The sequence below is a fragment of the Cellulosimicrobium sp. CpK407 genome, assembly GCF_051844275.1.
GTDB classification, from domain to species: domain Bacteria; phylum Actinomycetota; class Actinomycetes; order Actinomycetales; family Cellulomonadaceae; genus Cellulosimicrobium; species Cellulosimicrobium cellulans_G.
The window spans coordinates 60,680-84,869 of sequence record NZ_JBGNYC010000002.1; the positions used below are offsets into that span (position 1 = coordinate 60,680).

Consider the following 24,190-nt stretch of genomic DNA (forward strand, 5'->3'; position numbering starts at 1 on the left):
GCCTGTCCCGCCCGCGCGGGGGCGAGCCGCTCCGAGCGGTCGGCCGCGTCGCCGTCCGACGGGTGACGAGCCGCGCTCAGGCGTCCCGACGGCGGGCACCGCACCCGCAGCCGGACTACGGTGCGGCCATGGCGTCGAGGCGGTCGCGGGGGCTCGTGCGCGGGCTGGTCGTCGCGAGCCACTTCCCGCCCACGGTGATGGTCACCCTGTTCGCGCTCGCGCTCTCGGCCGGGATCGGTGCGGGTGCCCGCACGACGACGCTCGTCGCGCTCGCGGTCCTCACCGGCCAGCTCTCGGTCGGGTGGAGCAACGACTGGCTCGACGCGCGCCGCGACCTCGCCGTCGGGCGCGCGGACAAGCCCGTCGTGACCGGACTCGTCACGCCCGCGACCCTGCGCACGGCGGCGCTCGCGGCCCTCGCCGCGTGCGCGGCGCTCTCGCTCGCGACGGGCGTGGTGCCGGGGCTGGTGCACGTCGTCGCGGTCGCGAGCGCGTGGTCGTACAACGCGGCGCTCAAGGCGACGTGGTGGTCCTGGGCCCCGTACGCGCTCTCCTTCGGCCTGCTCGCGGTGTTCGTCGTGCTCGCCGCGCCCGGGGACGGACGGCCCGCTCCGTGGGCCGTGGCCGCCGCGGTGCTGCTCGGCGTGGGCGCGCACGTCGCGAACACGCTTCCGGACCTCGAGGACGACGCCGCGACCGGGGTCCGTGGCCTGCCCCACCGGCTCGGGCGGCGGGCGAGCAGCGTCCTCGCGCCCGCGCTGCTCGGCATGGCCGCGCTCCTCGTCGTCCTGGCGCCCCCGGGTGCGCCGGACGCCGCGGCCTGGGTGCTGGGCGGGGCAGGTTTGCTCCTCGCCGTCGCGGCGGGGGTCGTGGGCGTGCTGCGGCCCCGCAGCCGGGCCCCGTTCGCGCTGTCGATGGCGGTGGCGGGCGTGTGCGTCGTGCTGCTCGTGCTCGCGGCGCCCGCCGTCGTCGTCCCGGGCTGACCGGGCGGCGCAGGTGTCGACCGACGCGAGACCCGGGAGGTGGGTCAGCGCGTGAGGTGGACGGACGCCTCGGCGGTGTAGGTCTGGAACGTGAGCGAGGCGAACAGGTAGAGGCGCACCTCGTCGGCCGTGTGGTCGAGGTAGCCGATGGACACGTCCTGCCCGATCGTCAGCTCGTGGTCGCCGCCGCGCGTGGTGAGCAGGTACCCGCCGCGCAGCGCGGGCGCCCACACGATGTCGCGCTGCACCATGCGCTCGAGCTGCTCGCGGATCGGGTACCCGTGGTCGCGGGTCTCGGACACCGCCGTGTACAGGTCGGCGTCGAGCACGAGCGCGTACGGGCCCTCCACGCCCGCGAGGCGCAGCTCGGTCTGCGCGGCGGCGACCGCGTCGGGCAGGTCGCGCGGGTCGGCGGGGACCGCGATCGGCGGGTTGTCCGAGCCCGGGCCGATGCCGCGGATCCCGGCGGCCGCGTACCCCTCGAACACGGCCCGGTCCTCGGCGCGCGCGAGCGCCGTGGCGGCGTCCTTGACCGGCTGCCAGTCGGAGTCCTTCGAGCCGCGCGCGACGTCGTCGACCGCCTGCCGGGACACCGTGAACGGCACCTGGAGCTCGACGAGCGGCACGACGTCGCGCAGGCGCGCCCGGATACCGTTGTGCGGCGCCTCGACGTCGGTCACGTGGCCCGTGCGGGCGGACGCCGTGCCGAAGCCGAGGGGGCCCGTCACGTCGACCACGCGCCGCCCGGCGACGTTGCGCACGAAGGTGCGCCGCGCCTCGTCCGCGATCTCCTCCCACGCCGCGTCCGTGACGGGCGCGAGCCAGCGGTGCAGGTTCGAGTCCCCGGGCGCGCCCGCGCCGCTCGTGGGGACGACCGAGCCCAGGTCCGGTTCCGAGGTGCTCACGACGGTTCTCCCTTCAGCGACCCGATCGCGAGAGTCCCGACGGGCGCGGTGGTGGCGGGTGCGGCGGGTTCCCCGAGCGCGGGACCCGGGTCGGCGGGCGTGTCCTGGCCGAGGGCGTCCGGGGCGTCGTCGGCCAGCGACTCGAGCAGGTCGAGCGAGGGGACGAAGAACGACGTGCCCGTCAGCGCGGTGGACACGTCGAGGATGTGGTCGTACCGACCCGGCGGGTTCCCCACGAACATGTTGTCCAGCATGCGCTCCACGACGCCGACGTCCGCGGCGTAGGCGATGTAGTAGGTGCCGAACTCTCCGGTCGACGGGTCGCCGAACGCCATGTTGTCGCGCAGGACGTCACGCTCGGTCCCGTCGTCGTCGACGATCGTGTTGAGCGACACGTGCGAGTCCGGGGGCTGCACGTCGTCCGCGAGCTCGACGTCGTCGAGCTTGGTCCGCCCGATGATGCGTTCTTGCGCCTCGACGGGCAGCGCGCCCCAGGCCGCGAGGTCGTGCACGTACTTCTGCACGACGACGTGGCTGCCGCCCGCGAACGGTCCGTCCGGGATGATCGCGGCGCCCGCGGCCGAGCGGCCCGTCGGGTTCTCGGTGCCGTCGACGAAGCCGAGCAGGTCGCGCGAGTCGAAGTAGCGGAAGCCCGTCACGTGGTCGTCGACGCGCACGGCGTCGCCGAGCGCGGCCATGACCTGCCGGGTCAGCTCGAACGTGAGGTCGGCGCGGTCGGCCCGGACGTGGAACAGCACGTCGCCCGGGGTCGAGGGGGCGTCGTGCACGGCGCCCTGCACGGCGCGGAACGGGTGCAGGCCGTCGGGCCGCGGCGCCCCGGGCGGGCGCACGGCGTCCCAGAACGCCGCACCCAGCCCCACGACGCACGTGAGACCCGCGGCCGACTGGCGGAACCCCACCGCGCGCACCAGGTCGTTGACCGACGAGGCGACGTCGAGCAGGCGCCCGCGCGACCCGGGCGACCCCGTCGCGCTGACGACGAGGAACACCGCGGACTCGGTGAGGCCGCCCAGGACGGGCTGCGGCTCCGGGACGTCGGCCGGCACGCCGATGCTCGCGCCGGTTCCCTGGGTCGTGTTCTGCGGCACGAGGCGAGCGTGCCACGCGTGCCGGGGGAGCGCACCCGCGCGGCGGCGTCACGCCGCAGCGCGCACCAGGCCCTCGACGACGGCCGCCGTGCCCGGCGCGGGGCGGTCCCCGTACGTGACCGCGAGGACGCGGCGGGCCGCGCCGGGCAGGGCCCGCACGTCCACGCGCGGGTCGCGGTGGGCGCGCAGCGCCAGGGCGGGCAGGAGCGAGACCCCGACCCCGGCCGCCACGAGGGACTGCACCGCGACGTAGTCGTCCGTCTCGAACGCGACCCGTGGCGTGAAGCCCGCGCGCTCGCACCGGCCCACCAGGTCGGCGCGGCACCTCTCGCAGCCCGCGATCCACGCCGCGTCCGCGAGCGTCGCGAGGTCCCCCGGCGCGGCGTCCGCCCCCGGCACGCGCTCGCGCCCGCCGGGGGTCGGCGCGGGGTCCGCCGCCCGCACGAGGAACAGCTCCTCGGCGAGGACCGGCACCGCGCGCAGGCCCTCCACGTCGACGGGGGAGCGGTCGTGCTCGAACACCAGCGCCACGTCCACCGCGCCACGCCGCAACGCCTCCAGCGCCTCGGGCGGCTCCGCCTCCACGAGGCCCACGCCCAGGCCCGGATGGTCCCGCGCGAGCCGCGCCACGACGTCGGGCACGAGCGTCGCGAGCGCCGAGGGGAACGCCGCCAGCCGCACCCGCCCCGCCGAGAGCGACACCAGCGCGTCCAGCTCGTCCCGTGCCGCGCCCACGCGACCCAGGATCTCCTCCGCGCGCGTCGCCAGGAGCCGCCCCGCCGCCGTCAGTCGCACCCCGCGCCCGTGCCGCTCCAGCAGGGGCACGCCCACCTCCGCCTCCAGCCGCGCCAGGTGGTGGCTCACCGACGGCTGCGCGTAGTGCAGCGACCGCGCCGCGGCCGTCACCGACCCCTCGCGGGCCACGGCCGCCAGGACGCGCAGCCGTGTCAGGTCCATCTCGACTCCCTCACCGACGAAGCATAGATCCGATCGATCGATCCACTCAGAACAGGCATTGGACCTATGGGACGGCACCCGTCACCGTGGACGCATGGCCCCCGCAGACCTCGCCCCGCCCACGATGCGCGACGTCCTCGACGCCCGCCGCCTCCTCGCCGCACACCTCGACCCCACCCCGGCGCGCACCTACGCGGCCCTCGACCACGCCACCCGCGCCCACGTCGTCGTCAAGCACGAGAACCTCCAGCCCACCGGCGCGTTCAAGGTCCGCGGCGCCCTCAACCTCCTCCAGCGCCTCACGCCCGACGAGCGCGCCCGCGGCGTCACCGCGTTCTCCACCGGCAACCACGCCCAGGCGGTCGCCCACGCCGCCCGCACCACCGCCACCCCCTGCACCATCGTCATGCCCACGAGCCCCAACCCCACCAAGGCCGACGCCGTCCGCGACCTCGGCGCCCGCCTCGTCCTCGCCGGCACCACGTTCGACGACGCACGCGAGCACGCCACGGCGCTCGCGGCCGACGACGGGTCCCGGCTCGTCAGCGCCGCCAACGAGCCGCTGCTCGTCGCCGGCGTCGCGACGGCCTACCTCGAGCTGCTCGAACGCGCGCCGGACCTCGACGTGCTCGTCGTGCCCGTCGGCGGGGGCAGCGGCGCCGCGGCCGCGTGCCTCGTCGCCCGCGCGCTCGCCCCCGACCTCGACGTGGTCGCCGTGCAGTCCACCGCCTCGCCCGCCGCGCACGACTCCTGGCGCGCCGGGGACCTCCTCGCGCGGCCCAACGCCTCGCGCGCCGAAGGCCTCGCCACCGGCACCGGCTTCGCGCTCACCCAGGCGATGCTGCGCGAGCACCTCGCCGACTTCGTCCTCGTCGACGACGACGCGATCGACCGCGCCGCCGCGATCTACCTCACCGCGGCGCGCACCGTCGCCGAGGGCGCGGGAGCGGCGGCGCTCGCCGCCGTGCTCGCCGACCCGGAGCGGTTCGCCGGACGTCGGGTCGGGGTCGTGTGCTCGGGCGGCAACGCGAGCCCGGCGGAGCTGCGCCGGGTCGCCGCGCACCTGCCGGGGTAGCTCGGGTCGCGTCGCGGTCACGGCACGCCGGGCACGCGCACCGGGCCCTCCCGCTGGACGGGCCTAGGCTCGGGGCCATGGCCCGCTACCTCGACGTCCACCCCGACAACCCGCAGCCGCGCGCGATCGCGCAGGTCGTCGCCCTCCTCGAGGACGGCGGGCTCGTCGCCTACCCGACCGACTCCGGCTACGCCCTCGGGTGCCGCATGGACGACCGGGAGGGCGCGGACCGCATCCGCCGGATCCGGCACCTCGACGACCGGCACCACTTCACGCTCGTGTGCGCCGACTTCGCGCAGCTCGGCCACTTCGTCATGGTCGACAACTCCGCGTTCCGCTCCATCAAGGCCGCCACGCCCGGCCCGTACACGTTCATCCTGCGCGCGACGTCCGAGGTGCCGCGGCGCCTCGCCCACCCCAAGAAGAAGACCGTCGGCGTGCGCATCCCCGACGACGCGGTCGCGCAGGCCATCGTGGCCGCGCTCGGCGAGCCCATCCTGTCGAGCTCGCTCATCCTCCCCGGCTCCGCCGAGGCGCTCACCGACGGGTGGGCGATCAAGGAGGAGCTCGACCACGTCGTGGACGCCGTCGTCGACGGCGGCGAGCGAGGCAGCGCGCCGACGACGGTCGTGGACTTCTCCGACGGCGCCCCCGAGGTCGTCCGCGTGGGTGCGGGCGACCCCTCCCGCTTCGAGTAGGGATCGCCCGCTCAGGCGGCACGAGACCGTGGCCGGTCAGGCGCCGGGACCGAGGAGACGGCGCAGGCGCGCGAGGTCGACCGGGTCGACGAGGGTGCCGCGCTCCGCGCGCACCCACCAGTCGCCCAAACGGCGACGCTCGTCGCGCGTGGTGAAGCGGTAGCGGAACACGCGGGCCCGGACCCACCGGGGCGCCGGTCCCTCCGGGTCGAGCGCGAACGGGTCCGCGGCGAGCAGGCGCAGGGTCGCGCGGTCGGCCTCCAGGAGGCGCAGCAGCAGCACCTCGAACCACCGGGTGCCCGGCGACCCGAGCGCGAGGAACCACATCTGCCAGTCCAGCCGCAGGTGGTACGGCGCGACCTGCGGCGGGCGCCGCCCCACGTCGCCGGGCTTGCCGCGGAACGCGTACTCGACCCAGTCGTCCGGACCAGGGGAACGGGCAGTCGACCCCTCGATCACGACCTCGTCCCGCCGCCGCGACACCGACCCGAACGCCCCGTAGGCGTTGACGAGCCGGAACGGCTCGAAGCTCGCGTTCATGAGCTGGCGGCGCGCGACCAGGTTGCGCGCCGGGCGCACGCTCAGCACGAGCAGCAGCGCCGACACCGCGAGCACCGCCAGGACCAGCGACACCGGACCGCCCAGGCCCGTCCCGCCGTCGGGCACCGGCGCCTCGCCCCGCCCGAGCGCCGGCACGAGCCACGACCCCACCGTCGCCCACGCGCCGTCGCTCACCACGCCCAGCCCCAGCACGACCGTCAGCCAGTTCAGCCACGCGAAGTTACCCGTCACCAGCAGCCACGCCTGCGTGAGCACCACCACGCCGCCCGCCACGCTCGCGACCGGCTGCGGCGCGAACAGCGCGAACGGCACCACGAGCTGCGTCACGTGGTTGCCCGCCACCTCCACCCGGTGCCACCACCGCGGCAGGTGGTGCGCGTGCCACGAGAACGGGCCGGGCAGCGGCTGCGTCTCGTGGTGGTAGTACAGCGCCGTCAGGTCCCGCCAGACCCGGTCGCCGCGGATCTTGATGAGCCCCGCACCCAGCTCGACCCGGAACAGGCACCACCGGGCCGCCAGCAGCACCAGCACCGGGGGAGCGACGCCCCCGCCCGACGACCCCAGCCACCCCACGAGGAACGTCACCTCGCACAGCAGCGACTCCCAGCCGAACCCGTAGAACCGCTGCCCGACGTTCACCACCGACAGGTACGCCGCCCACAGCAGCAGGAACGCGAGCGTCGTCACCCACCACGGGCCACGCTGCGGCACCCCCACCACGAGCAGCCCCGCGAGCACGACGCCGCACCACGCCATCCCCGCCACGAACCGGTCGCCGCACCGCCACCGGAGCACGCTCGGCCCGTCCCGCCACGACGTGCGGGCCACGAACGCCGCCACGGGCAGCAGCCCGTGCTCGCCCAGCAGCGGCCGCCACTGCCGCACCACGACGACGAACGCCACCACGAGCACGGCCGCCGTGCCCCGCTGCAGCACCTCGCGCGCCACGTCGTAGTCCGGCGCCCAGAACCACGACCCCAGCCACGTCGCCCCGCGGCCGGGCCACCCGTCCGCCATCCCTCCACGGTAGGCGTGTGACCCGTGTCTCACCCGGCCGCGGTGAGCACCCGCCGCCCTGCCCCGGACGATGCCCCACCCCTACGATCGGGGCATGAGCAGCCAGGGCCTCACCCAGTCCACCGACCGCATGCGCGACGCCGGAGTCGCCCCCGCCGCCATCGACGTCTTCACCCGCTTCTACCGACTCCTCGAGTCCGGCGCGACCGGCATGATCCCCGAGACCGACGTCGAGCCCCTCACCGACGTCGCCCACCGCGACCAGCTCGACGTCCCCGACGCCGCCGCCCGCGACGCCCTCCAGCGCACCGCGATCATCAAGCTCAACGGCGGCCTCGGCACCTCCATGGGCATGGACCGCGCCAAGTCCCTCCTCACCGTGCGCGACGCCGACCCGCAGCGCCCCGACAGCGGCCCCCTCACCTTCCTCGACGTCATCGTCGCCCAGGTCCGCGCCGCCCGGCACGCCACCGGAGCACCCCTGCCCCTGCTCCTCATGAACTCGTTCCGCACCCAGGACGACACCCTCGCCGCGCTCGCCCCCCACGACGACCTCCCCGTCGAAGGCCTCCCGCTCGACTTCCTCCAGAACCGCGAGCCCAAGCTCCGCGCCGACGACCTCACCCCCGTCGACTGGCCCGCCGACCCCGAGCTCGAATGGTGCCCGCCCGGCCACGGCGACCTCTACACCGCCCTCTACGCCTCCGGCGCGCTCCGCGCATTGCTCGACGCCGGCTACCGCTACGCGGCCGTCTCCAACTCCGACAACCTCGGCGCCGCCCCCGACGCCGCCATGGCCGGCTGGTTCGCCGCCAGCGGCGCCCCCTTCGCCGCCGAGGTCGCGCGCCGCACCCCCGCCGACCGCAAGGGCGGACACCTCGTCGTACGCCGCAGCGACGGCCGTCTCGTCCTGCGCGAGACCGCGCAGACCCCCGTCGACGACCAGGACGCCGCCGCCGACATCAGCCGGCACCGGTACTTCAACACCAACAACCTCTGGTTCGACCTCGAGGCGCTCGCAGCCGAGCTCGACCGCACCGGTGGCGTGCTCGAGCTCCCGCTCATCAAGAACACCAAGACCGTCGACCCGACCGACCCGTCGTCGCCCGAGGTCGTGCAGATCGAGTCCGCCATGGGCGCCGCCGTCGAGGTGTTCGACGGCGCCGTCGCCATCGAGGTCGGGCGCGACCGGTTCCTGCCCGTCAAGACGACGAACGACCTCCTCGTCCTGCGCTCCGACGTCTACGACCTCGACGACCGGTACCGGTTCGTCGCCCGGACCGACGCTCCGCTCGTCGACCTCGACCCGGCGCACTACAAGACCATCGCCGCGTTCGACGCCCGGTTCGACGACGGCACGCCGTCCCTGCGCGCGGCACGCTCCCTCACGGTCCGCGGCGACTGGACCTTCGGCTCCGGCGTCACCGTCACCGGCGACGCCGAGCTCGCCGACCCGGGCGGCTCCTCGCGCGTCCCCGACGGCGCCGTCGTCGGCCCGGACGGAGTCAGCGACTGACCGAGGGAGCACCCCGGATGGCCGAGGTAGAGCCCTGGTGACCAGAGGTAGAGGCGTGGTTCTCGTGCTCGACGGCGCATGGTTCGCCGGGGGTGGTCGGCACGGGTGGTGGTTCGGCCGCGCCATGCCGTGGGTAACCGTGCAGCTCGCGGTCCGGGCCTCGCGTCGGGCAGATAGGGCGTGTCTCTCATACGGGTGGTGGCGCGCGCGGGAGCATCGGAGGGTGAGTGGCTACTTCCAGCGCGTTCAGTGGCGTCATGACGACGCGGAGGACCCGATTGTGCTCTGGGCGCATGTCGTCGACGGCTGGGAGGTACGGAAGGTCGACGAGTTCGCCGATGGGCGTCTCGCGTGGGCGGACGGCGAGCACGAGTCCGGCAGCACAAGGCTGGGCGTGGTACCGGTGCCGCCACCTGAGGAGATTGCCATCGATACGCAGTTCGTGGTCGAGGTTGTGGATGAACTCGTCTTCGAGCGTGTCTGGCTGCGAGCTCGCCGCGGTGCCTGAGCAGTTTGCTACGCGCGCGTCCAGGCGATGCAGGCGCAAAGGTTGTCGGCGGCACGGTAGGTGATGGCAAGGTGGCCGCGCGCCCGGTCGCGAAGGTTGCGCGGGTCGTCCGCTCGGCCGGGCACCGCCGCCTGGTCGACCTTCCTGGTCACAGCATCGGCCGAGCACAGTCGTCGCCCCGACCGCCGCAGGCGCCCGACCACCTCGGGAGCTGACCGGCGACGGCGGACGATCGACCGCCGTCGGGCATGACCAGGGCTCTACCTCGCGCTACCAGGCATCTACCTCGTGATACCAGGCCTCTATCTCGGCCGGCCGCGGCTCTACCTCGGCGGGTGGGCTCAGGCCGGGAGGTCGACGACGCGGTCCTCGCCCCGGCGGGGCGTGAGGGTGCCGGACGAGGTGGCGGCGAGGTCGGCGTCGAACCGGTCGAGCTCGGCCGGGGGGACGAGGACGGTGAACTGCGCCTCGGTGCCGTACGTGACGTCGTCGAGGGTGCCGTCGTGCTGAGCGCACCAGTCGCGCAGGACGCCGTGCAGGCGGCCGGCGTCGGCGTGCGGGACGTCGACGCGCACCTCGGTGAGCACCGCGCGACGGACGGGGCGCGCGACGTCGAGCGCCTCGCTCACCGCGGACGAGTACGCCCGGACGAGCCCGCCCGCGCCCAGCAGGACGCCCCCGAAGTAGCGCGTGACGACGGCGACGACGTCCGTGACCTGACGGTGCCGCAGCACCTCGAGCATGGGGACGCCCGCGGTGCCGGAGGGCTCGCCGTCGTCGGTGGAGCGCTGCTGGTCGGCGTGGGCGCCGACGACGAGCGCGACGCAGTGGTGCCGCGCGTCCCAGTGCTCCTTGCGGACCCGGGCGATCACGGCGTCCGCCTCGGCGACCGAGGTGACGGGGGAGAGGTGCGCGAGGAACCGGGACTTCTTGACGACGAGCTCGTGGTCGACGGGTCCGGCGATCGTCCCCCACAGCTCACCGGTGCCCGCGCTCATCCCGCGAGCCTATCCGTGGGTGCGGTCGCCCGGAGCAACCGGCGAGCGAGCGGCCTGCCGCCGAGAGAGCGACGGGCGACTGTGCGGAACCTGCGTTCCGTGCGGTCGCCCGGCGCTCTCTCGGCGGGTGCGGCTACCGGGTCAGTCCGTGCCGGACTCCATGGCGGCGCGGTCGAGGAGCGCGTCGTCGCCCTCGGCCATGCCGCGCGAGGCGATGACCTCGGCGCCACCCTCGGGCATCGCGCCGATGAGCTCGGTCGTCGCCCCGGCTCCGGCCCCGATGAGCGCCGCGTGCGCGGTGCCGACGATGCCGATGCCGGCGTACTGCTCGAGCTTGGCGCGCGAGTCGGCGATGTCGAGGTTGCGCATGGTGAGCTGGCCGATGCGGTCCATGGGACCGAACGCGGAGTCCTCGGTGCGCTCCATCGAGAGCTTGTCCGGGTGGTAGCTGAACGCGGGCCCGGTCGTGTCGAGGATCGAGTAGTCCTCGCCGCGGCGCAGGCGCAGCGTGACCTCGCCCGTGACGGCGGTGCTGACCCAGCGCTGGAGGGACTCGCGGATCATGAGCGCCTGGGGGTCGAGCCAGCGGCCCTCGTACATGAGGCGACCGAGACGGCGGCCCTCGGTGTGGTACTGCGCGAGCGTGTCCTCGTTGTGGATCGCGTTGACGAGGCGCTCGTACGCGGCGTGAAGGAGCGCCATGCCGGGCGCCTCGTAGATGCCGCGGCTCTTGGCCTCGATGATGCGGTTCTCGATCTGGTCGGACATGCCGAGGCCGTGGCGGCCGCCGATCGCGTTGGCCTCCTGGACCAGGGCGACCGCGGACTCGAACTCCTGCCCGTTGATCGTGACGGGGCGGCCCTGGACGAAGCCGATCGTCACGTCCTCGGTCGCGATTTCGACCGAGGGGTCCCAGAACCGGACGCCCATGATGGGCTCGACGGTCTCGATGCCGGTGTCGAGGTGCTCGAGCGTCTTCGCCTCGTGCGTGGCGCCCCAGATGTTGGCGTCCGTCGAGTAGGCCTTCTCGGTGCTGTCCCGGTAGGGGAGGTCGTGGGCGAGGAGCCACTCCGACATCTCCTTGCGGCCCCCGAGCTCGGCGACGAAGTCGGCGTCGAGCCACGGCTTGTAGATGCGCAGGGCGGGGTTCGCGAGGAGGCCGTAGCGGTAGAACCGCTCGATGTCGTTCCCCTTGAACGTGGAGCCGTCGCCCCAGATCTGGACGTCGTCCTCGTGCATCGCGCGCACCAGCAGGGTGCCGGTGACGGCCCGGCCCAGGGGAGTGGTGTTGAAGTACGCGCGCCCGCCGGAGCGGATGTGGAACGCACCGCAGGCCAGGGCCGCGAGGCCCTCCTCGACGAGCGCCGCGCGGCAGTCGACCAGGCGCGCGACCTCCGCGCCGTACGCCGTGGCGCGTCCCGGCACCGACGCGATGTCGGGCTCGTCGTACTGGCCGATGTCGGCGGTGTAGGTGCAGGGCACGGCGCCCTTGTCGCGCATCCAGGCGACGGCGACGGACGTGTCGAGGCCGCCGGAGAACGCGATCCCGACGCGCTCGCCGACGGGGAGGGAGGTGAGAACCTTGGACATGCTCAAAGTATGCGCGAATCTGCATAGGTATTCAATCTCGCCCGACGAGTCGGGCTCTCGCGCGCCGGTGCCGGCGTGTCTCCATCCGTAATAGTGTGCCAAGCGGATAGGTTCTCGACCGTGACCACCGCCTCCGCCGTCTCACCTTCCGAAGGCCCCGACCGCACGGGTGCCGACCCCGCGGCCTCCCCGTCTCGCTATCCCCGGCCGACGGTCTCGCTGGACGAGGCCGAGTGGGTGTGGCGGACGCTCGCCACCGAGGCGATGGTCGAGTCGGCGAAGCCGGAGACGGTGCGGCTCGCCGTGATCGCGGGGCTCACGCGCGCGACGGGCGCCCGGTACGGCGACCTGCTGCGCTGCACCGCCGACGCGATCGACCTCGGCCCCGCGACGGCGCGGGCGGGGAAGGGGAGGGTCGTGCTCACGCACGGCAAGCACCGCACGGTGCGCGAGCACGTGCTCAGCGCGAGCGTCGTCGTCGTGCTGCGTCGCTGGATGGCGGTACGCGAGGTGCTGGCGGCAGACCTCGAGGGGTCCGTGCCCCGCGCGCTGCTGCTCACGGTGCACCACACGCACGACAACGGCGTGACGGTCTCCAGCGGCCTGCCCATCACCAAGCAGGGGCTCGTGCTCTCGTGGCGGCGGTTCGTGCACCGGACGAACGCCCGCTACGGCGCCGTGCGGGCTCCGCTGCCGACGCGCTTCGAGCAGGTCCGGCGCGCGTGGGTCGAGGCGTCAGCGCCCGCCGGCAGCGGGATCGTCGCCGGTCCCGGGCTCGGCGACGACGCCGGGCGGGACGCCCTCCTCGCCGCCGAGCTCCTGGAACAGGGTGACGTGGAGGCCGGCGGGGGCGTCGAGCCGTGAGTTGAGCGAGCCCCACGGGGTGCGGGTCGGGGGAGCGACGAGGTCTGCCCCGGCCTCGACGGCGCGCTCGGTGGCGGCCCGCGCGTCGTCCACCTCGAACGCCACGCGCAGGTGGCCGGCCACCTGGCGCCCGACCTCGACGTCGTCGATCGCCCGCTTGTGGGCCGGGTTCGCGATCTCGAGCGTCGCGTGCCCGACGTCGAGGATCGCCACCCGGTCCTCCTCGCCGTCGGCGTACGCGATGCGCTCGGGGAGGCCCAGGACGTCGCGATAGAAGGCGAGAGCGACGTCGTAGTCCTCCGCCTCCACGACGAGACGGAGCTGGCGGACGGTGGGCTGGCGAGGAGTGTTGTCGCTCATCAGGCGACACTACGTCACATCGGAGAAAAATAGTGTGCCAAGCGGCCTCAATCAACCCCACCCACCGGACACAACTCACCAAACAGCACGGAAAAGCCGGCCGCGCGCCGGGTCGGGTGGACCGTGGCGCGCGGCCGGCTCTGAGCTGTGGAGCAGCGGTCCGGCAGGGGAGCGGGCGTCAGGGCTGGCCGGCGGCCGCCTGCTCGGCCTTGCGCGCCGCGCCCGTCTCGGTGCGCGCGCCGTCGGTGGAGAGGTCGCCGCCGGTCGACTCGAGGTGCGCCCGGACGAACCAGTGGAACAGCTCGAGGTCGTGCAGGTGTCCGATGAGCAGGTCGTTCGTGACGTCGTCGAGGCCCTCGGTGGCGGACGCCGCCTCGCGGTGCGCCGTGATGACCCCGACGTACACCTCGTCGAGTGCCCCCAGGTGGGCGATGGTCGAGGCGCGGCCGAGGGAGTAGTCCTCCCAGGTCCGCTCCGCGACGAGCGCGCCGGGAGTGCCCTTCGGGGAGACGCCGAGGGTCGCGATGCGCTCCGCGACCGCGTCGACCATGGCGCGGACGGCGTCGACCTGCGGGTCGATCATCTCGTGCACCGCGATGAAGTGCGGCCCGACGACGTTCCAGTGGATGTGCTTGAGCGTGAGCTGCAGGTCGTTGAGCGCGTGCAGGCGCTCCTGGAGGATCCCGGCGACCTTCGCCCCTTCCTCGGGGGTGAGCGACGGGACGGTGTACTTCGGCAGGTCGGAGCGAGCGGCCATGGGTGCCTCCTCGGGTCGGTTCGTGCGCCGCGGCGGCGGCGGGACGGTCTCGGGTGCCGTCCCCGCCATCGTCGGGCGGTCCCCGGCCGCTCGCAGGGCGAGGTCAGTCCCGCGGCGTGACGAGCAGCACGAGGCCCAGCACGGCGACACCGCCGAGCGCGGTCGCGACCGCGGACGAGACCTCTCGCGCGGTGACCGCCTGGACGCCGAGCGCCACCACGAGCAGCGCGGCCTGCAGCACGACGACCCGACGGAGGTCCGGCAGGACCGCCCGCAGCTCGGCGCGCGCGTCGGGTGGCACGTGGTCCGCCCACCAGGCGGCGCGCAGGACGAGGTGGCCCAGCGGGAGGAGCGCGAACACGACGGGGTCGAAGGGGCCGTCACCCTCCACGATCAGGAGGAGGCCGCCGAGGAGCACGAGCACGTGCGGGACCGGCGGCGCGGGGAGGAAGGCCGTCGCGGTCCCGAGGGCGACGGCGGTGCCCCAGACGAACGACGGTGCGAGACCCGTCGTCTGGAGCGCGGCTCCGGTGAAGGCGGTGGCGAGGACGAGGAGGACGACGCGCGGCCACCAGCCCGCGACGGCGCGCCCGGTCTCGACCTCGAGGCGGGGACGCGGCCCTGCGGTGACGACCTCGCGTCGGACGAGGCGTCTCATCGGGCACCCCCGAGAGGGCCCGGTCGACCGGGGCCCTGCCGGTCGAGCCGTCGTGCCGCGAGCTCGAGCGTCCCGCGAGCGCCGTCGGCGCCGGGTGTGCCGTCGTGCCAGCGAGCGACGACGATCCCGCGCTCGCGCAGGTCGTCCACGCGGTCCGCGCGCTCGTGGCGCGTGACGGCCCAGGCGGTCGCGACGTGGTCGTCGACCTCGGCGAGGGAGACCGGTGGGAGGACGTCGACGACGACGACCACGTGCCCGGTGTCGTGCCACTGGCGTGCGAGGCGGGGCGCCTCGTCGTCGAGGAGGGTCGAGAAGAGGTAGACGGCGGCGCCGGCGGGCACCTGGGGCGGGCGGAGGCGGGCGGAGGGGTCGCCGACGGGTCGGGCGAGGGCGAGTCCGTGGAGGACGCGGCGCAGGTGGCGTCGTCCTCCGCCGGCGCGGACGGGTCGGGCGAGGCGGCCGAGGTCGTCGAGGGCGACGCGGTCGCCGTCGGCGAGGACGGTCTGGGCGACGGACGCCGCGGCGTGGCGCGCGAGGTCGAGGGAGGTGGCCTCGTCGGGGCGCTGGGCGCCGACGCCGCTCCAGGTGGCGAGGTCGGGGGCGACCTCGTCGCGGGAGTCGACGACGAGGACGACGGTCGCCTCGGCGGTGCCGAAGGTGCGGCGGACGTACAGCGTGTCGAGGGCGGGTGAGCGGCGGGCGGTGGCGCGCCAGTCGATGCGGCGGAGCCGGTCGCCGGGGCGGAAGGCATCGACGTCGCGGAGCTCGGTGCCGTCGCCGGGGCGTCGGGAGGTGTGGGGCCCGGAGAGGCCGCGCAGGCGGGAGGCGAGGGGCAGGCGTCCGAGGGGTCGGGGGCGGGGCAGGACGAGTCGGCGCGGGCCGTGGGCGACACGGGCGACCTGCTCCTCGACGCCGTCGGGCCCGTAGGCGGCGTAGTCGACGCGGAGGGTGTCGGTGACGCCGGTGCGCGCCGAGGGCGCGCGCCAGGTGAGCTCGCGGGTTCCGGCCGTGGTGCGGACCAGGCGTTCGGTAACGAGGCCACCGGGGGCGAGGGCGCGCAGCCGCAGGAGCTCGACGCCGGGCGGCACGTCGGCGACGGTGCGGGCTGCGAGGGTGCCGGGTGGGGCGTCGGCGTCGAGGACGACGCGCACGGTGACGGGTCCGTGGGGGCGGCGGGTCCAGCCCCAGACGGCGCCGAGGAGGGGCGCGACCCCGAGGAGGGCGGCGTCGGGGCGGCGGAGGAGGACGCCGAGGGCGAGGAGCGTGGTGCCGAGGAGGACACCGGCGGCGAGGTGGACGGTGGTGCGCCAGCGGGGCGCGTCGTTGTCCCGGTCCGCCGTGGTGGTGCTCATCCGCGGTCGCCGACGGTGGCGGGTCCGGGGACGGTCTGGAGGATGCCGGCGACGACGGTCTCGGGCCGCAGGTCGGCGGCCCAGGCCCCGGGGGTGAGGGTGAGGCGGTGGGCGAGCACGGGGACGGCGACGCGCTTGACGTCCTCGGGCAGGACGACGTCACGTCCGTCGAGGACGGCGACGCCACGGGCGAGGAGAGCGAGGTTCTGCGAGCCGCGGGGCGACGCGCCGACCTCGAGGTCGCGGTGGGTGCGGGTGGCGGCGGCGAGGTCGACGCAGTAGGCGACGACGTCGGGGTGGACGTCGACCTGCTCGACGGCGGCCTGCATGGCGAGGACGGTGTCGCGGTCGACGACCTGGCGCACGACGGGGTCGTCGTGGCGGCGGGCGATGCGGCGGGTGAGGACCTCGCGCTCCTCGTCGCGGCCGGGGTACCCGACGGACAGGCGCACCATGAAGCGGTCGAGCTGCGCCTCGGGGAGGGGGTAGGTGCCCTCGTGCTCGACGGGGTTGGACGTCGCGACGACGTGGAAGGGGCGGGGCAGCGCGTGGGTGGTGCCCTCGACGGTGACCTGGCGCTCGGCCATGGACTCGAGCAGCGCGGACTGCGTCTTGGGGGCGGTGCGGTTGATCTCGTCGGCGAGCAGCAGCCCGGTGAAGACGGGCCCGGGCCGGAACTCGAACGTGCGGGTCGCGGGGTCGTACACGGAGGACCCGGTGACGTCCGACGGCAGGAGGTCGGGGGTGCACTGCAGGCGGGTGAAGTCGAGGCCGAGGGCCCGGGCCAGGCTGCGCGCGGCGAGGGTCTTGCCGAGCCCGGGGACGTCCTCGAACAGCACGTGCCCGCCGGCGAGGACCGTGGCGAGCGCGAGGGTCAGGGGTTCGCGGGCGCCGACGACGGCGGTCGCGACCTCGTCGAGGACGGCGCGGCCGTGCGCGGCGACGGTGGGCACGTCGAGGGTCGTGCCCGGTCCGGCGGTGCGGGGGGCGGGTTCGGCGGTCATCGGGGTGTCCCTCCGTCGGGGCTGTCCGGGTGGTCGTGGATGGTCGTCGTCGGGTCGAGCCGGTCGAGCGCCGCGAGCCAGGCGTCGAGCTCGGCGGGCGTGGGGAGGCGCCCGTCGGCGACGAGGTCGTGGACGGTGCGCGCCACGCGGGGGCCGAGGAGGCGGGCCACGTCGGTCGCGGCGCCGGGGTCCGCGAGGTCGTCGATGCCGTGGCGGGCCAGGCGACGTTCCGTGAGGTGGCGCACCCGGCGGGCGGCGCCGACCGTGACGCGTCCGTCGCGGCCCAGGACCGACCAGCCGAGGTCGGACACGTCGCGCCGGTTGCCGTCGCGCCGCACGTCGGGGACGCGCGGCCACACGGTGTCCCCGGCGTACCCGGTGCGGTGCCACAGCAGGACGCCCGCGACGCCGAGGGCGGTGAGCATGAGGGCGTGCGCGGGCGAGGAGCCGAGCAGCACGAGGGCGACCCCGAACCCGACGGCGGCGGTGGCCGCGAGCAGGGCGCGCCGGTCCGCCGGGCGCAGCCGGTCCCAGCGTTCGCGCGCCCTCATGGCCGGGCCTCGTCGTGGAGCGGGGACGCGTCGGGACCCTGGGTGCCGACGACCCGTGTCGTGAGGTCGGCCGCGATGCGGGCGAGCGCCGCGCGTGCTGCCTCCAGGTCGTGCTCCCCGAGCGGCGTCTCGCCGAACCGGGCCCGGTGGTACAGGCCGCGCAGCGTCGCGACCGCGTCCGCGTCCACCCGGGTGCTCGCCAGGACCGCGGTCGTGAACTCCGTGGGCGTCTGCGCGGGGTCGCGCCGGGTGCCTGCCCGCTCCGCGGCGCGCTCGAGCGCGACCCAGGCGGCGACGACGGCGTGGTGCGGGTCCGCGTCCGGCGCGCGCAGGTCGTCGTGCGCCCGCTCGACCGCCTCCCGCAGCTCCGGCACGACCGGGTCCTCGGCAGCGTGGACGGAGACGTCGCCCGGCGCCGCGACGAGGAGGTCGCGTCGACGTCGCCGCACGAGGAGGGCCGGGAGGTAGCGGCGCGCCAGCACGACGAGGACCACGAGCACGACCACGCCCAGGGACCAGAGCAGGTACGCGTCGAACGACAGGCCGCCGGTGTCGGTCAGTGCCCGGAGGTCCTCCCGCTCCTGCGACAGGACGTCGGTCGCGGCGGTGTCCGGCGGCGGCGCGACCGGGTCCTGCGCGAGGTCGTCGAACCAGCCGGGCGCGTCCCAGCCCCACGGCGCGCCGACGGCGGCGGCGAGCACGGCCGCGAGCGCCAGCGCCGTGACGGCGGCGAAGCGGGCCGGTCCGGGCCGGCGGTGGTCGTCCCCCTGCGGTGCGGTCATGCGGGTCGGAGCGACTCTGCGTGGACTCCGGCGACGGCGGCGGCGACGAACGCGGCGGGGTCGGTGTCGAGGCCGCGGCCCATGGTGGAGAGCCGGACGGGGGTGTCGTGGAGGGCGTCGAGGAGGGCGGGGCCGGCGGGGACGTCGACGAGGTGGTGGCGCCCGGTGGGGGCGGCGAGGGTCGCGGCCTGCTGGGTGACGCGGCGGGTGAGGTCGGCGCCCCACCCGGTGAGCGCTTCGAGGTCGGGCGCGGGGACGGGCACGGGGACGTCGCTGGGGGCGAGGGCGACGCGGCCGTAGGCGGTGAGGGAGTGGTGGGAGATGCCGAGGTGGCGGTCGCGGGCGTCGGCGCCGGAGACGCGCAGGGAGGCGACGGGGCGGCCGCGGAGGGCGGCGACGGCGTTGAGGGCTTCGCCGGCGGCGACGCCGGAGAAGCCCCAGCGGGTGCCGGTGCCGAGGTTGCCGGGTCCTTGGGCGACGACGACGAGGTCGGCGCCGGTGACGTGGTGGGCGGCGAGGAGTCCGGTGTGCACGGTGACGGCCTCGAGGTCTCCGCCGAACGCCTGCCCGACGGTGAGGCAGGTGTCGATCCAGCCGGTGTCGCGCAGGGTGGCGACGGTGCGGGAGAACGCGGCGGGGAGGGCGCCGCCGTCGGTCATGACGTAGGCGACCCGTGGCGTGGGGCGGCCTGCGAGCGCCGCGGCGTGCCGGGCGCCGGCGACGACGGCGGGGAGGGCGGAGTGGAGGTCGGCGACGACGACGGGGGTGCCGTCGAGGTCGTCGGCGTCGCGGAGGGTGTCGTGGTGGGGGGACTCCTGCTCGTCGACGCCGAGGACGAGGGCCTGGAGGGGGGTGTAGCGGGCCTTGACGAGGTGGCCGGGCCCGGGTGCGGGGTCGGGCGGGAGGGGTGTGCCGGGCTGGGCGGGGCCGACGACGAGGGCGTACCCGCCGGTGCCGAGGCCGCGGGCGAGGGCGGAGACGTTGAGGAGCACGTGGTCGCCGGGTCCGGGGGTGCCGACGAGCTGGGTGTAGGCGAGGGCGCGCACGGTCGCGTCGGGGTCGTCGTCGCGCCCGGGCAGGGGGGTGTGGAGCCGCACGTGCAGCTCCTGGGCGCCGGTCCAGGTCTTCGCGTGCGACACCACGGTCGCGGTCCGCCACGTGATCACGCGGCACACCCTATCGACCGACTAGCGTGGTGCCCGATGTCCGAGCCCACGCCCCCCTCGTCCGTGCCCGACCCTGCGCCGTCGTCGTCGGGGTCGTCGCCGACGAACCCGGCCGCGCGTCTGCTGAACCTGGTGATCGCGCTGGTGAACACGAACGCGTCGATGACGAAGCAGCAGATCCGCGTCAGCGTGGCGGGGTACGGCGACGCCCCGTCCCCGGACGCGTTCGAACGGATGTTCGAGCGCGACAAGGACACGTTGCGCGACCTGGGGATCCCGATCGTGACGGTGGACGCGGGCGGGCACGCGGACGAGGTGGGGTACCGGATCGATCAGGACGCGTACGCGCTGCCCGCGGTGGACCTGACGCCGGCGGAGCTGGGGGTGCTGGCGCTGGCGGCGCAGTTCTGGCAGGACAAGACGCTGCGGACGGACATCTCGCGGGCGCTGACGAAGCTGCGGGCGGCGGGCGCGGGGGAGACCGCGATGGACGTGGTGGCGGGTCTGGCGCCGCAGGTGCGGCCGGTGGGGGACGCGTACGCGACGCTGATGGACGCGATCTCGGCGCGGCGCGCGGTGTCGTTCACGTACCGGGCGGCGAGCACGGGCGAGGTGCGGGCGCGGCGGGCGCAGCCGTGGCGGATCGCGGCGCGGCGCGGGGGCTGGTACCTCGTGGGGTTCGACCTGGACCGGGGGGCGCCGCGGTCGTACCGGCTGAGCCGGGTCGAGGGCCGGGTGCGGGCGACGGGTCCGCGCGACGCGTTCGAGGTGCCGGCGGAGGTGGACGTGGACGCGGCGCTGGGCACGCGCGACGCGGGCGGGGTGGCGCGTCTGGCGGTGGTGCCGGAGCGTGCGGGTGCGCTGCGGGCGCGCGGCACGGTCGTCGGGTCGGTGCCGGACGCGCGGGCGGGCGACGGCGCGGGCCGCGACGTGCTGGAGGTGGCGTACGACGTGCGGTACGCGCTGGCGGACGAGGTCGTGGGGTACGGCGACGCGGTGCTCGTGCTCGGGCCGCCGGACCTGCGCGCGGCGGTCGTGCGCCGGCTGCGGGACGCGGCGGCGCTGGGGTCGTCGTCGGGACCCGTGCCGGGTTCCGGCCAGGGCGAGGGGTCGACGGAGGTGGCGGGGCGTGGCTGAGCGCGCGGACGACCGGCTGGTGCGCCTGCTGGGCATCGTCGCGTACCTGGACGGGGCGGGCCCGGTGCCGGTGGGCGAGCTCGCCCGGCACTTCGGCGTGAGCGAGCGCCAGGTCCTGGACGACGTCGACGCCCTGTGGGTGTCCGGCACGCCCGGGTACTGGCCGGACGACCTCATCGACTTCGACGCCGACTCGATCGAGCGCGGCGTCGTGCGGCTCACCGAGGCGCGCGGCATGACCCGGCCCCTGCGCCTGGGCACGCGCGAGGCGGTGGCGCTCATCGCGGCGCTGCGCGCCATGCGGGAGACGGCGGCGGTGCAGGCCGACCCCGAGCGCGCGGGCGTCGTCGAGTCGGTGCTGCGCAAGCTCACCGACGCGACGGGCGAGGCGGCGGCGGCGCTCGACGTGCAGCTCGCCCCCGAGGGCGACCCGCGCGTCGTCGCGGCGATCACGAGCGCGCTCGTCGCGGGCCACCGCCTGCGCATCCGGTACGTGACGGCCGCCGACGAGGAGTCGGAGCGCGAGGTCGACCCCGTGTCCCTGCACACCCAGGACGAGCACGCCTACCTGCTCGCCTGGTGCCACCGCGCGCAGGGCCGGCGCACGTTCCGCGTCGACCGGATCCTCGCCGCCACCGAGCTCGACCAGCCCGTCGAGGGGCACGACGTCGACCCCGACGTCGACTTCACGCCCACCGGCGACGCGCCGCTCGCGACGATCACGTTCGCCAGCCCCGCGCGCGCCGTCGCGGAGCAGGTCCCCGTCGAGTCCGTGCGCAACCTGCCCGACGGCGCGTTCGAGGTGCGCCTGCGCGTCACCAACCCGGTGTGGCTGCGCCAGCTCCTCACGGAGCGGGCGCGGCACGTGCTCGCCGTCGAGCCGGCCTCGGTCGCGCGCGACGTGCGCGAGGCCGCGAGCGCCGCCCTGTCCGCGTACGCGCACCTGCCGGGCGAGCCCGACGGCGCGTCGGGCGGCGTCGCGTCCGGCGGCACGGCTGCTGGCTAGGGTGGGCGGCATGTGGTTCTGGGTCTGGACGCTGCTCGTCGTGGGCACGCTCGTGGGCGCGTTCTTCCTCGCGCGGCGCCTGTGGCGGTCCGTGAAGGGGCTGGGGCGCGAGCTGTCGCGCGCGTCGCAGGTGGCGGCGGACATGAGCGCGCGGGCGGACGAGCTGTCGCGCGCCCTGGAGGAGGCGCAGCCGTCGACCGCGCCGACCCTGTTCGACGACCCGGTCGCGCTCCAGGAGCGCGTGGACCTGCTGCGCGCCGAGCGGGCGGAGCGGCGTGTCCAGCGGCGCCGGCGCGACGAGCAGGTCTGGTCCCGCTGGCGCCGGTTCAACGCGTAGGGTTCACCACGTAGACTCGCTCGCGTAGCGCCGTTCGCCTCGAGGAGGAGTTAGCCCATGGGCATGCTCAAGCCCTGGCACATCATCGTGCTGGTCGTCGTCATCCTGCTCCTGTTCGGTGCGCGTCGGCTCCCCGACCTGGCCAAGAGCGTCGGGCAGTCGCTGAAGATCTTCAAGAGCGAGGTCAAGGACCTGCGCGAGGACGACGCCACGCCGCCCGCGGCGGGTGGCGCCGGGTCGTCGCCCGCGTCGACCGGCACGTCCTCGCCGACCGTGACCGGAGGGACGACGTCGCCCGAACCGGGCGACACCTCGAAGGGATAGTCGGTGTCACGTACGTCCCGTGACCCCGAGGGGCGGATGCCGCTCCGCGAGCACCTCCTGGAGCTGCGCAAGCGGCTGTTCCTCGCCGCGTGCGGCCTCGTGGTCGGCGCGATCGTCGGGTGGTTCCTCTACGAGCCGCTGCTCGAGGCGCTGCAGGCGCCGCTGCTCAAGGCGGCGGAGGAGCAGGGCAAGGTCATCAGCCTGAACTTCTCGGGCCTGGCCTCCGCGCTCGACATGAAGGTCAAGGTCTCCCTCTTCCTCGGCGTCATCGTCACCTGCCCGTGGTGGCTGTACCAGCTGTGGGCGTTCATCACGCCGGGCCTGACCACCCGGGAGAAGCGGTACGCGTTCGCGTTCCTCGGTGCGTCGGTCCCGCTGTTCCTCGGGGGCGCGTTCCTCGCCTGGTGGGTGCTGCCGCACGCGGTCGACATCCTCGCCGGGTTCGTGCCCGACGGCGCGACCAACCTGGCCGACGCGCAGGGCTACCTGAGCTTCGTCATGCGCCTCGTGCTGGCGTTCGGACTCGCGTTCGTGCTGCCCGTCGTCCTCGTCGCGCTCAACGCGGCCGGGATCCTGCGGGCGTCCGCGATGGCCAAGGGCTGGCGGTGGGCGGTGCTCATCGCCTTCGTGTTCGCGGCCGTGATGACCCCGACCCCGGACGCGCTGACGATGATCTTCGTGGCGCTGCCGATCTGCGGCCTGTACTTCGCGGCACTCGGCATCAGCTACCTCCACGACCGGCGCGTCGACAAGCTCGACGCCGCACGGCTCGCCCTGTGAGCGCCCCGCCCCGGCCGCGCCCCCGCGGGCGCGGGGGTCGCGCGTGAGCACGGTCGCCCTCGTCGTCAACCCGACGGCGGGGCGCGGCCGCGGCCGCGCGGCCGGGGACCGCACCGCCGACGCGCTGCGCGCCGCCGGGCACGCCGTCGTCGACCTCAGCGCCCCGAGCCTGCCCCTCGCCCAGGAGTCGGCCGACGCCGCCGTGCGCGGCCCGGGCGGCGACGGCGCGGGAGCACGGCCCGGGGTGGACGCGCTCGTCGTCGTGGGCGGGGACGGCATGGTGCACCTCGGCGTCAACGCGACCGCCGGGACCGGCGTCCCGCTCGGGATCGTCGCGGTCGGGACGGGCAACGACTTCGCGCACGGCCTCGGGCTGCCCACGACCCGCACCGACCGGTGCGTGGACGCCCTCCTCGCGGCCCTCGGTACCGCCACGAGCACCGTGTCCTCGGCGAGCGCGCCGCCGTCCGTGCGCGCGGTCGACGCCGCGCGCGTCACGGGCGAGCACCTGGCAGCGCCCCGCTGGTACGCGGGCGTGCTGTCCGCGGGGATCGACGCCGCCGTCAACGCGCACGCGAACGCGGCCACGTGGCCCCGCGGCCGGTCCCGGTACGCGCGCTCGGCCCTCACGGAGATCACGCGCTACCGCCCCTACGGGTACCGGGTCACGCTGCACGGCGTCCCCGCGGGCGACCAGCTGCCCGACCTGCTCGCCGGGGCGCCCCTCCTGCTCGACGGCGCCGCCGTCGGGACGAGCCCCGACGGCGGCGGCACGCAGGGCGGGCGGACCGTGGTGTGGGAGTCGCCGGGCGCGCTCGTGTCGGTCGCGAACGGTCCGCGGATCGGCGGCGGCATCCGGATCGCGCCGGGCGCGGCGCTCGACGACGGCCTCCTCGACGTCGTCGTCGCAGGCCCGTTCGGGCGCTGGGGCGCGACGCGCATCTTCCCCGGCATGTACGCGGGGCGGCACCTGGCGAACCCGGGCGTGGGGACGCTGCGCGCGACGTCGGTGACGGTCGCGGCGACCGAGGCGGGCGCGACCCCGCCGCACGCGTTCGCCGACGGGGAGCACCTCGGCCCCCTGCCGCTGCGGGTCGACGTCGTCCCGGGCGCGCTGCACGTCCTCGACGCCCCGGCCCGTCCCGCCGCGCAGCGCTGACACCCCGCCGGCGACCGGGAGGCGGCCGGTCGGCGA

General features: G+C 75.5%; 25 protein-coding genes. 11 read left to right on the forward strand and 14 right to left on the reverse strand.

Going from position 1 to position 24,190, the window contains the following annotated elements; genetic code table 11:
- Positions 1-128: 128 nt before the first annotated feature.
- Complete coding sequence (locus tag ABWU78_RS01375) at positions 129-983, forward strand: UbiA family prenyltransferase (RefSeq protein ID WP_439157339.1); 855 nt, start codon at positions 129-131, stop codon at positions 981-983.
- A 44-nt stretch (positions 984-1,027) separates the two neighbouring features.
- Here the strand turns inward: ABWU78_RS01375 and ABWU78_RS01380 are convergent, their stop codons facing one another.
- From ABWU78_RS01380 to ABWU78_RS01390, 3 genes are read right to left on the reverse strand one after another with little or no spacing between them, the layout of a single operon-like run.
- A complete protein-coding gene (locus ABWU78_RS01380) occupies positions 1,028-1,888 on the reverse strand; it encodes a family 1 encapsulin nanocompartment shell protein (protein ID WP_439157340.1) in 861 nt (286 codons plus the stop codon).
- Entirely contained in the window at positions 1,885-2,997 is a 1,113-nt protein-coding gene (locus ABWU78_RS01385; RefSeq protein ID WP_439157341.1) for a Dyp-type peroxidase, read from the reverse strand. The genes ABWU78_RS01380 and ABWU78_RS01385 overlap by 4 nt, the downstream gene beginning before the upstream one ends.
- Positions 2,998-3,045: 48 nt before the next feature.
- Complete coding sequence (locus ABWU78_RS01390) at positions 3,046-3,954, reverse strand: LysR family transcriptional regulator (RefSeq protein ID WP_439157342.1); 909 nt, start codon at positions 3,952-3,954, stop codon at positions 3,046-3,048.
- A 94-nt stretch (positions 3,955-4,048) separates the two neighbouring features.
- On the opposite strand from ABWU78_RS01390, the gene ABWU78_RS01395 reads away from it, so the two are divergent.
- Entirely contained in the window at positions 4,049-5,029 is a 981-nt protein-coding gene (locus tag ABWU78_RS01395) for a threonine ammonia-lyase (RefSeq protein ID WP_353709260.1), read from the forward strand.
- 77 nt (positions 5,030-5,106) lie between these two features.
- On the forward strand, positions 5,107-5,727 hold the full coding sequence (locus ABWU78_RS01400; RefSeq protein WP_439157343.1) for an L-threonylcarbamoyladenylate synthase: 621 nt from the start codon (positions 5,107-5,109) through the stop codon (positions 5,725-5,727).
- Positions 5,728-5,763: 36 nt separating this feature from the next.
- Here the strand turns inward: ABWU78_RS01400 and ABWU78_RS01405 are convergent, their stop codons facing one another.
- On the reverse strand, positions 5,764-7,305 hold the full coding sequence (locus tag ABWU78_RS01405; RefSeq protein ID WP_439157344.1) for a lipase maturation factor family protein: 1,542 nt from the start codon (positions 7,303-7,305) through the stop codon (positions 5,764-5,766).
- Positions 7,306-7,399: 94 nt separating this feature from the next.
- Between ABWU78_RS01405 and ABWU78_RS01410 the strand changes: the two genes are divergently transcribed.
- A complete protein-coding gene (locus ABWU78_RS01410; protein ID WP_439157345.1) occupies positions 7,400-8,821 on the forward strand; it encodes a UTP--glucose-1-phosphate uridylyltransferase in 1,422 nt (473 codons plus the stop codon).
- 223 nt (positions 8,822-9,044) lie between these two features.
- Positions 9,045-9,329 (forward strand): DUF6881 domain-containing protein, encoded by a 285-nt coding sequence (locus ABWU78_RS01415; RefSeq protein ID WP_439157346.1) that lies wholly within the window; start codon positions 9,045-9,047, stop codon positions 9,327-9,329.
- Positions 9,330-9,670: 341 nt separating this feature from the next.
- Here the strand turns inward: ABWU78_RS01415 and ABWU78_RS01420 are convergent, their stop codons facing one another.
- The 10 genes from ABWU78_RS01420 to ABWU78_RS01465 all read right to left on the reverse strand — a co-directional run bounded on the left by ABWU78_RS01420 (position 9,671) and on the right by ABWU78_RS01465 (position 19,411).
- Positions 9,671-10,327, reverse strand: a complete 657-nt coding sequence (locus ABWU78_RS01420; RefSeq protein ID WP_439157347.1) for a YigZ family protein — start codon at positions 10,325-10,327, stop codon at positions 9,671-9,673.
- A gap of 141 nt (positions 10,328-10,468) precedes the next feature.
- Entirely contained in the window at positions 10,469-11,917 is a 1,449-nt protein-coding gene (gene argG / locus ABWU78_RS01425; RefSeq protein ID WP_439157348.1) for an argininosuccinate synthase, read from the reverse strand.
- Between the two features lie 735 nt (positions 11,918-12,652).
- Positions 12,653-13,141 (reverse strand): VOC family protein, encoded by a 489-nt coding sequence (locus ABWU78_RS01430; protein ID WP_439157349.1) that lies wholly within the window; start codon positions 13,139-13,141, stop codon positions 12,653-12,655.
- Positions 13,142-13,319: 178 nt separating this feature from the next.
- Complete coding sequence (locus ABWU78_RS01435) at positions 13,320-13,898, reverse strand: Dps family protein (protein WP_253049476.1); 579 nt, start codon at positions 13,896-13,898, stop codon at positions 13,320-13,322.
- Positions 13,899-14,001: 103 nt separating this feature from the next.
- Positions 14,002-14,556, reverse strand: coding sequence for a hypothetical protein (locus ABWU78_RS01440; protein WP_439157350.1), 555 nt, complete (start codon positions 14,554-14,556; stop codon positions 14,002-14,004).
- Positions 14,553-15,908 carry a DUF58 domain-containing protein gene (locus tag ABWU78_RS01445; protein WP_439157351.1) on the reverse strand — a complete coding sequence of 452 codons (1,356 nt, stop codon included), beginning with the start codon at positions 15,906-15,908 and terminating at the stop codon, positions 14,553-14,555. Before ABWU78_RS01445 ends, ABWU78_RS01440 begins: the two co-directional genes overlap by 4 nt.
- Complete coding sequence (locus tag ABWU78_RS01450) at positions 15,905-16,912, reverse strand: AAA family ATPase (RefSeq protein ID WP_439157352.1); 1,008 nt, start codon at positions 16,910-16,912, stop codon at positions 15,905-15,907. Before ABWU78_RS01450 ends, ABWU78_RS01445 begins: the two co-directional genes overlap by 4 nt.
- On the reverse strand, positions 16,909-17,463 hold the full coding sequence (locus ABWU78_RS01455) for a hypothetical protein (RefSeq protein ID WP_439157353.1): 555 nt from the start codon (positions 17,461-17,463) through the stop codon (positions 16,909-16,911). The genes ABWU78_RS01450 and ABWU78_RS01455 overlap by 4 nt, the downstream gene beginning before the upstream one ends.
- Positions 17,460-18,245 carry a DUF4129 domain-containing protein gene (locus tag ABWU78_RS01460; protein ID WP_439157354.1) on the reverse strand — a complete coding sequence of 262 codons (786 nt, stop codon included), beginning with the start codon at positions 18,243-18,245 and terminating at the stop codon, positions 17,460-17,462. Before ABWU78_RS01460 ends, ABWU78_RS01455 begins: the two co-directional genes overlap by 4 nt.
- A complete protein-coding gene (locus ABWU78_RS01465) occupies positions 18,242-19,411 on the reverse strand; it encodes a DUF3866 family protein (protein ID WP_439157355.1) in 1,170 nt (389 codons plus the stop codon). The genes ABWU78_RS01460 and ABWU78_RS01465 overlap by 4 nt, the downstream gene beginning before the upstream one ends.
- A 36-nt stretch (positions 19,412-19,447) precedes the next feature.
- On the opposite strand from ABWU78_RS01465, the gene ABWU78_RS01470 reads away from it, so the two are divergent.
- The 6 genes from ABWU78_RS01470 to ABWU78_RS01495 are packed head-to-tail and all read left to right on the forward strand — an operon-like array spanning position 19,448 to position 24,154.
- Positions 19,448-20,548 carry a helix-turn-helix transcriptional regulator gene (locus tag ABWU78_RS01470; protein ID WP_439157356.1) on the forward strand — a complete coding sequence of 367 codons (1,101 nt, stop codon included), beginning with the start codon at positions 19,448-19,450 and terminating at the stop codon, positions 20,546-20,548.
- On the forward strand, positions 20,541-21,554 hold the full coding sequence (locus tag ABWU78_RS01475) for a helix-turn-helix transcriptional regulator (protein ID WP_253049460.1): 1,014 nt from the start codon (positions 20,541-20,543) through the stop codon (positions 21,552-21,554). Before ABWU78_RS01470 ends, ABWU78_RS01475 begins: the two co-directional genes overlap by 8 nt.
- A gap of 10 nt (positions 21,555-21,564) precedes the next feature.
- Positions 21,565-21,891, forward strand: coding sequence for a hypothetical protein (locus ABWU78_RS01480; protein ID WP_353709273.1), 327 nt, complete (start codon positions 21,565-21,567; stop codon positions 21,889-21,891).
- 57 nt (positions 21,892-21,948) lie between these two features.
- A complete protein-coding gene (gene tatA, locus ABWU78_RS01485) occupies positions 21,949-22,215 on the forward strand; it encodes a Sec-independent protein translocase subunit TatA (protein ID WP_439157357.1) in 267 nt (88 codons plus the stop codon).
- Between the two features lie 36 nt (positions 22,216-22,251).
- Entirely contained in the window at positions 22,252-22,995 is a 744-nt protein-coding gene (gene tatC, locus ABWU78_RS01490) for a twin-arginine translocase subunit TatC (RefSeq protein WP_253050706.1), read from the forward strand.
- Positions 22,996-23,038: 43 nt separating this feature from the next.
- Positions 23,039-24,154: a diacylglycerol/lipid kinase family protein gene (locus tag ABWU78_RS01495; protein WP_353709275.1), complete on the forward strand. Its 1,116-nt coding sequence runs from the start codon at positions 23,039-23,041 to the stop codon at positions 24,152-24,154.
- Positions 24,155-24,190 lie beyond the last annotated feature (36 nt).

Bases quoted from the DNA above. Each gene is read 5' to 3' on its own strand.
- ABWU78_RS01375 (WP_439157339.1), top strand. From the start codon at position 129: ATGGCGTCGAGGCGGTCGCGGGGGCTCGTGCGCGGGCTGGTCGTCGCG.
- ABWU78_RS01390 (WP_439157342.1), bottom strand. From the start codon at position 3,954: ATGGACCTGACACGGCTGCGCGTCCTGGCGGCCGTGGCCCGCGAGGGG.
- ABWU78_RS01395 (WP_353709260.1), top strand. From the start codon at position 4,049: ATGGCCCCCGCAGACCTCGCCCCGCCCACGATGCGCGACGTCCTCGAC.
- ABWU78_RS01400 (WP_439157343.1), top strand. From the start codon at position 5,107: ATGGCCCGCTACCTCGACGTCCACCCCGACAACCCGCAGCCGCGCGCG.
- ABWU78_RS01405 (WP_439157344.1), bottom strand. From the start codon at position 7,305: ATGGCGGACGGGTGGCCCGGCCGCGGGGCGACGTGGCTGGGGTCGTGG.
- ABWU78_RS01410 (WP_439157345.1), top strand. From the start codon at position 7,400: ATGAGCAGCCAGGGCCTCACCCAGTCCACCGACCGCATGCGCGACGCC.
- ABWU78_RS01420 (WP_439157347.1), bottom strand. From the start codon at position 10,327: ATGAGCGCGGGCACCGGTGAGCTGTGGGGGACGATCGCCGGACCCGTC.
- argG (WP_439157348.1), bottom strand. From the start codon at position 11,917: ATGTCCAAGGTTCTCACCTCCCTCCCCGTCGGCGAGCGCGTCGGGATC.
- ABWU78_RS01430 (WP_439157349.1), bottom strand. From the start codon at position 13,141: ATGAGCGACAACACTCCTCGCCAGCCCACCGTCCGCCAGCTCCGTCTC.
- ABWU78_RS01435 (WP_253049476.1), bottom strand. From the start codon at position 13,898: ATGGCCGCTCGCTCCGACCTGCCGAAGTACACCGTCCCGTCGCTCACC.
- ABWU78_RS01440 (WP_439157350.1), bottom strand. From the start codon at position 14,556: ATGAGACGCCTCGTCCGACGCGAGGTCGTCACCGCAGGGCCGCGTCCC.
- ABWU78_RS01445 (WP_439157351.1), bottom strand. From the start codon at position 15,908: ATGAGCACCACCACGGCGGACCGGGACAACGACGCGCCCCGCTGGCGC.
- ABWU78_RS01450 (WP_439157352.1), bottom strand. From the start codon at position 16,912: ATGACCGCCGAACCCGCCCCCCGCACCGCCGGACCGGGCACGACCCTC.
- ABWU78_RS01455 (WP_439157353.1), bottom strand. From the start codon at position 17,463: ATGAGGGCGCGCGAACGCTGGGACCGGCTGCGCCCGGCGGACCGGCGC.
- ABWU78_RS01460 (WP_439157354.1), bottom strand. From the start codon at position 18,245: ATGACCGCACCGCAGGGGGACGACCACCGCCGGCCCGGACCGGCCCGC.
- ABWU78_RS01470 (WP_439157356.1), top strand. From the start codon at position 19,448: ATGTCCGAGCCCACGCCCCCCTCGTCCGTGCCCGACCCTGCGCCGTCG.
- ABWU78_RS01480 (WP_353709273.1), top strand. From the start codon at position 21,565: ATGTGGTTCTGGGTCTGGACGCTGCTCGTCGTGGGCACGCTCGTGGGC.
- tatA (WP_439157357.1), top strand. From the start codon at position 21,949: ATGGGCATGCTCAAGCCCTGGCACATCATCGTGCTGGTCGTCGTCATC.
- tatC (WP_253050706.1), top strand. From the start codon at position 22,252: ATGCCGCTCCGCGAGCACCTCCTGGAGCTGCGCAAGCGGCTGTTCCTC.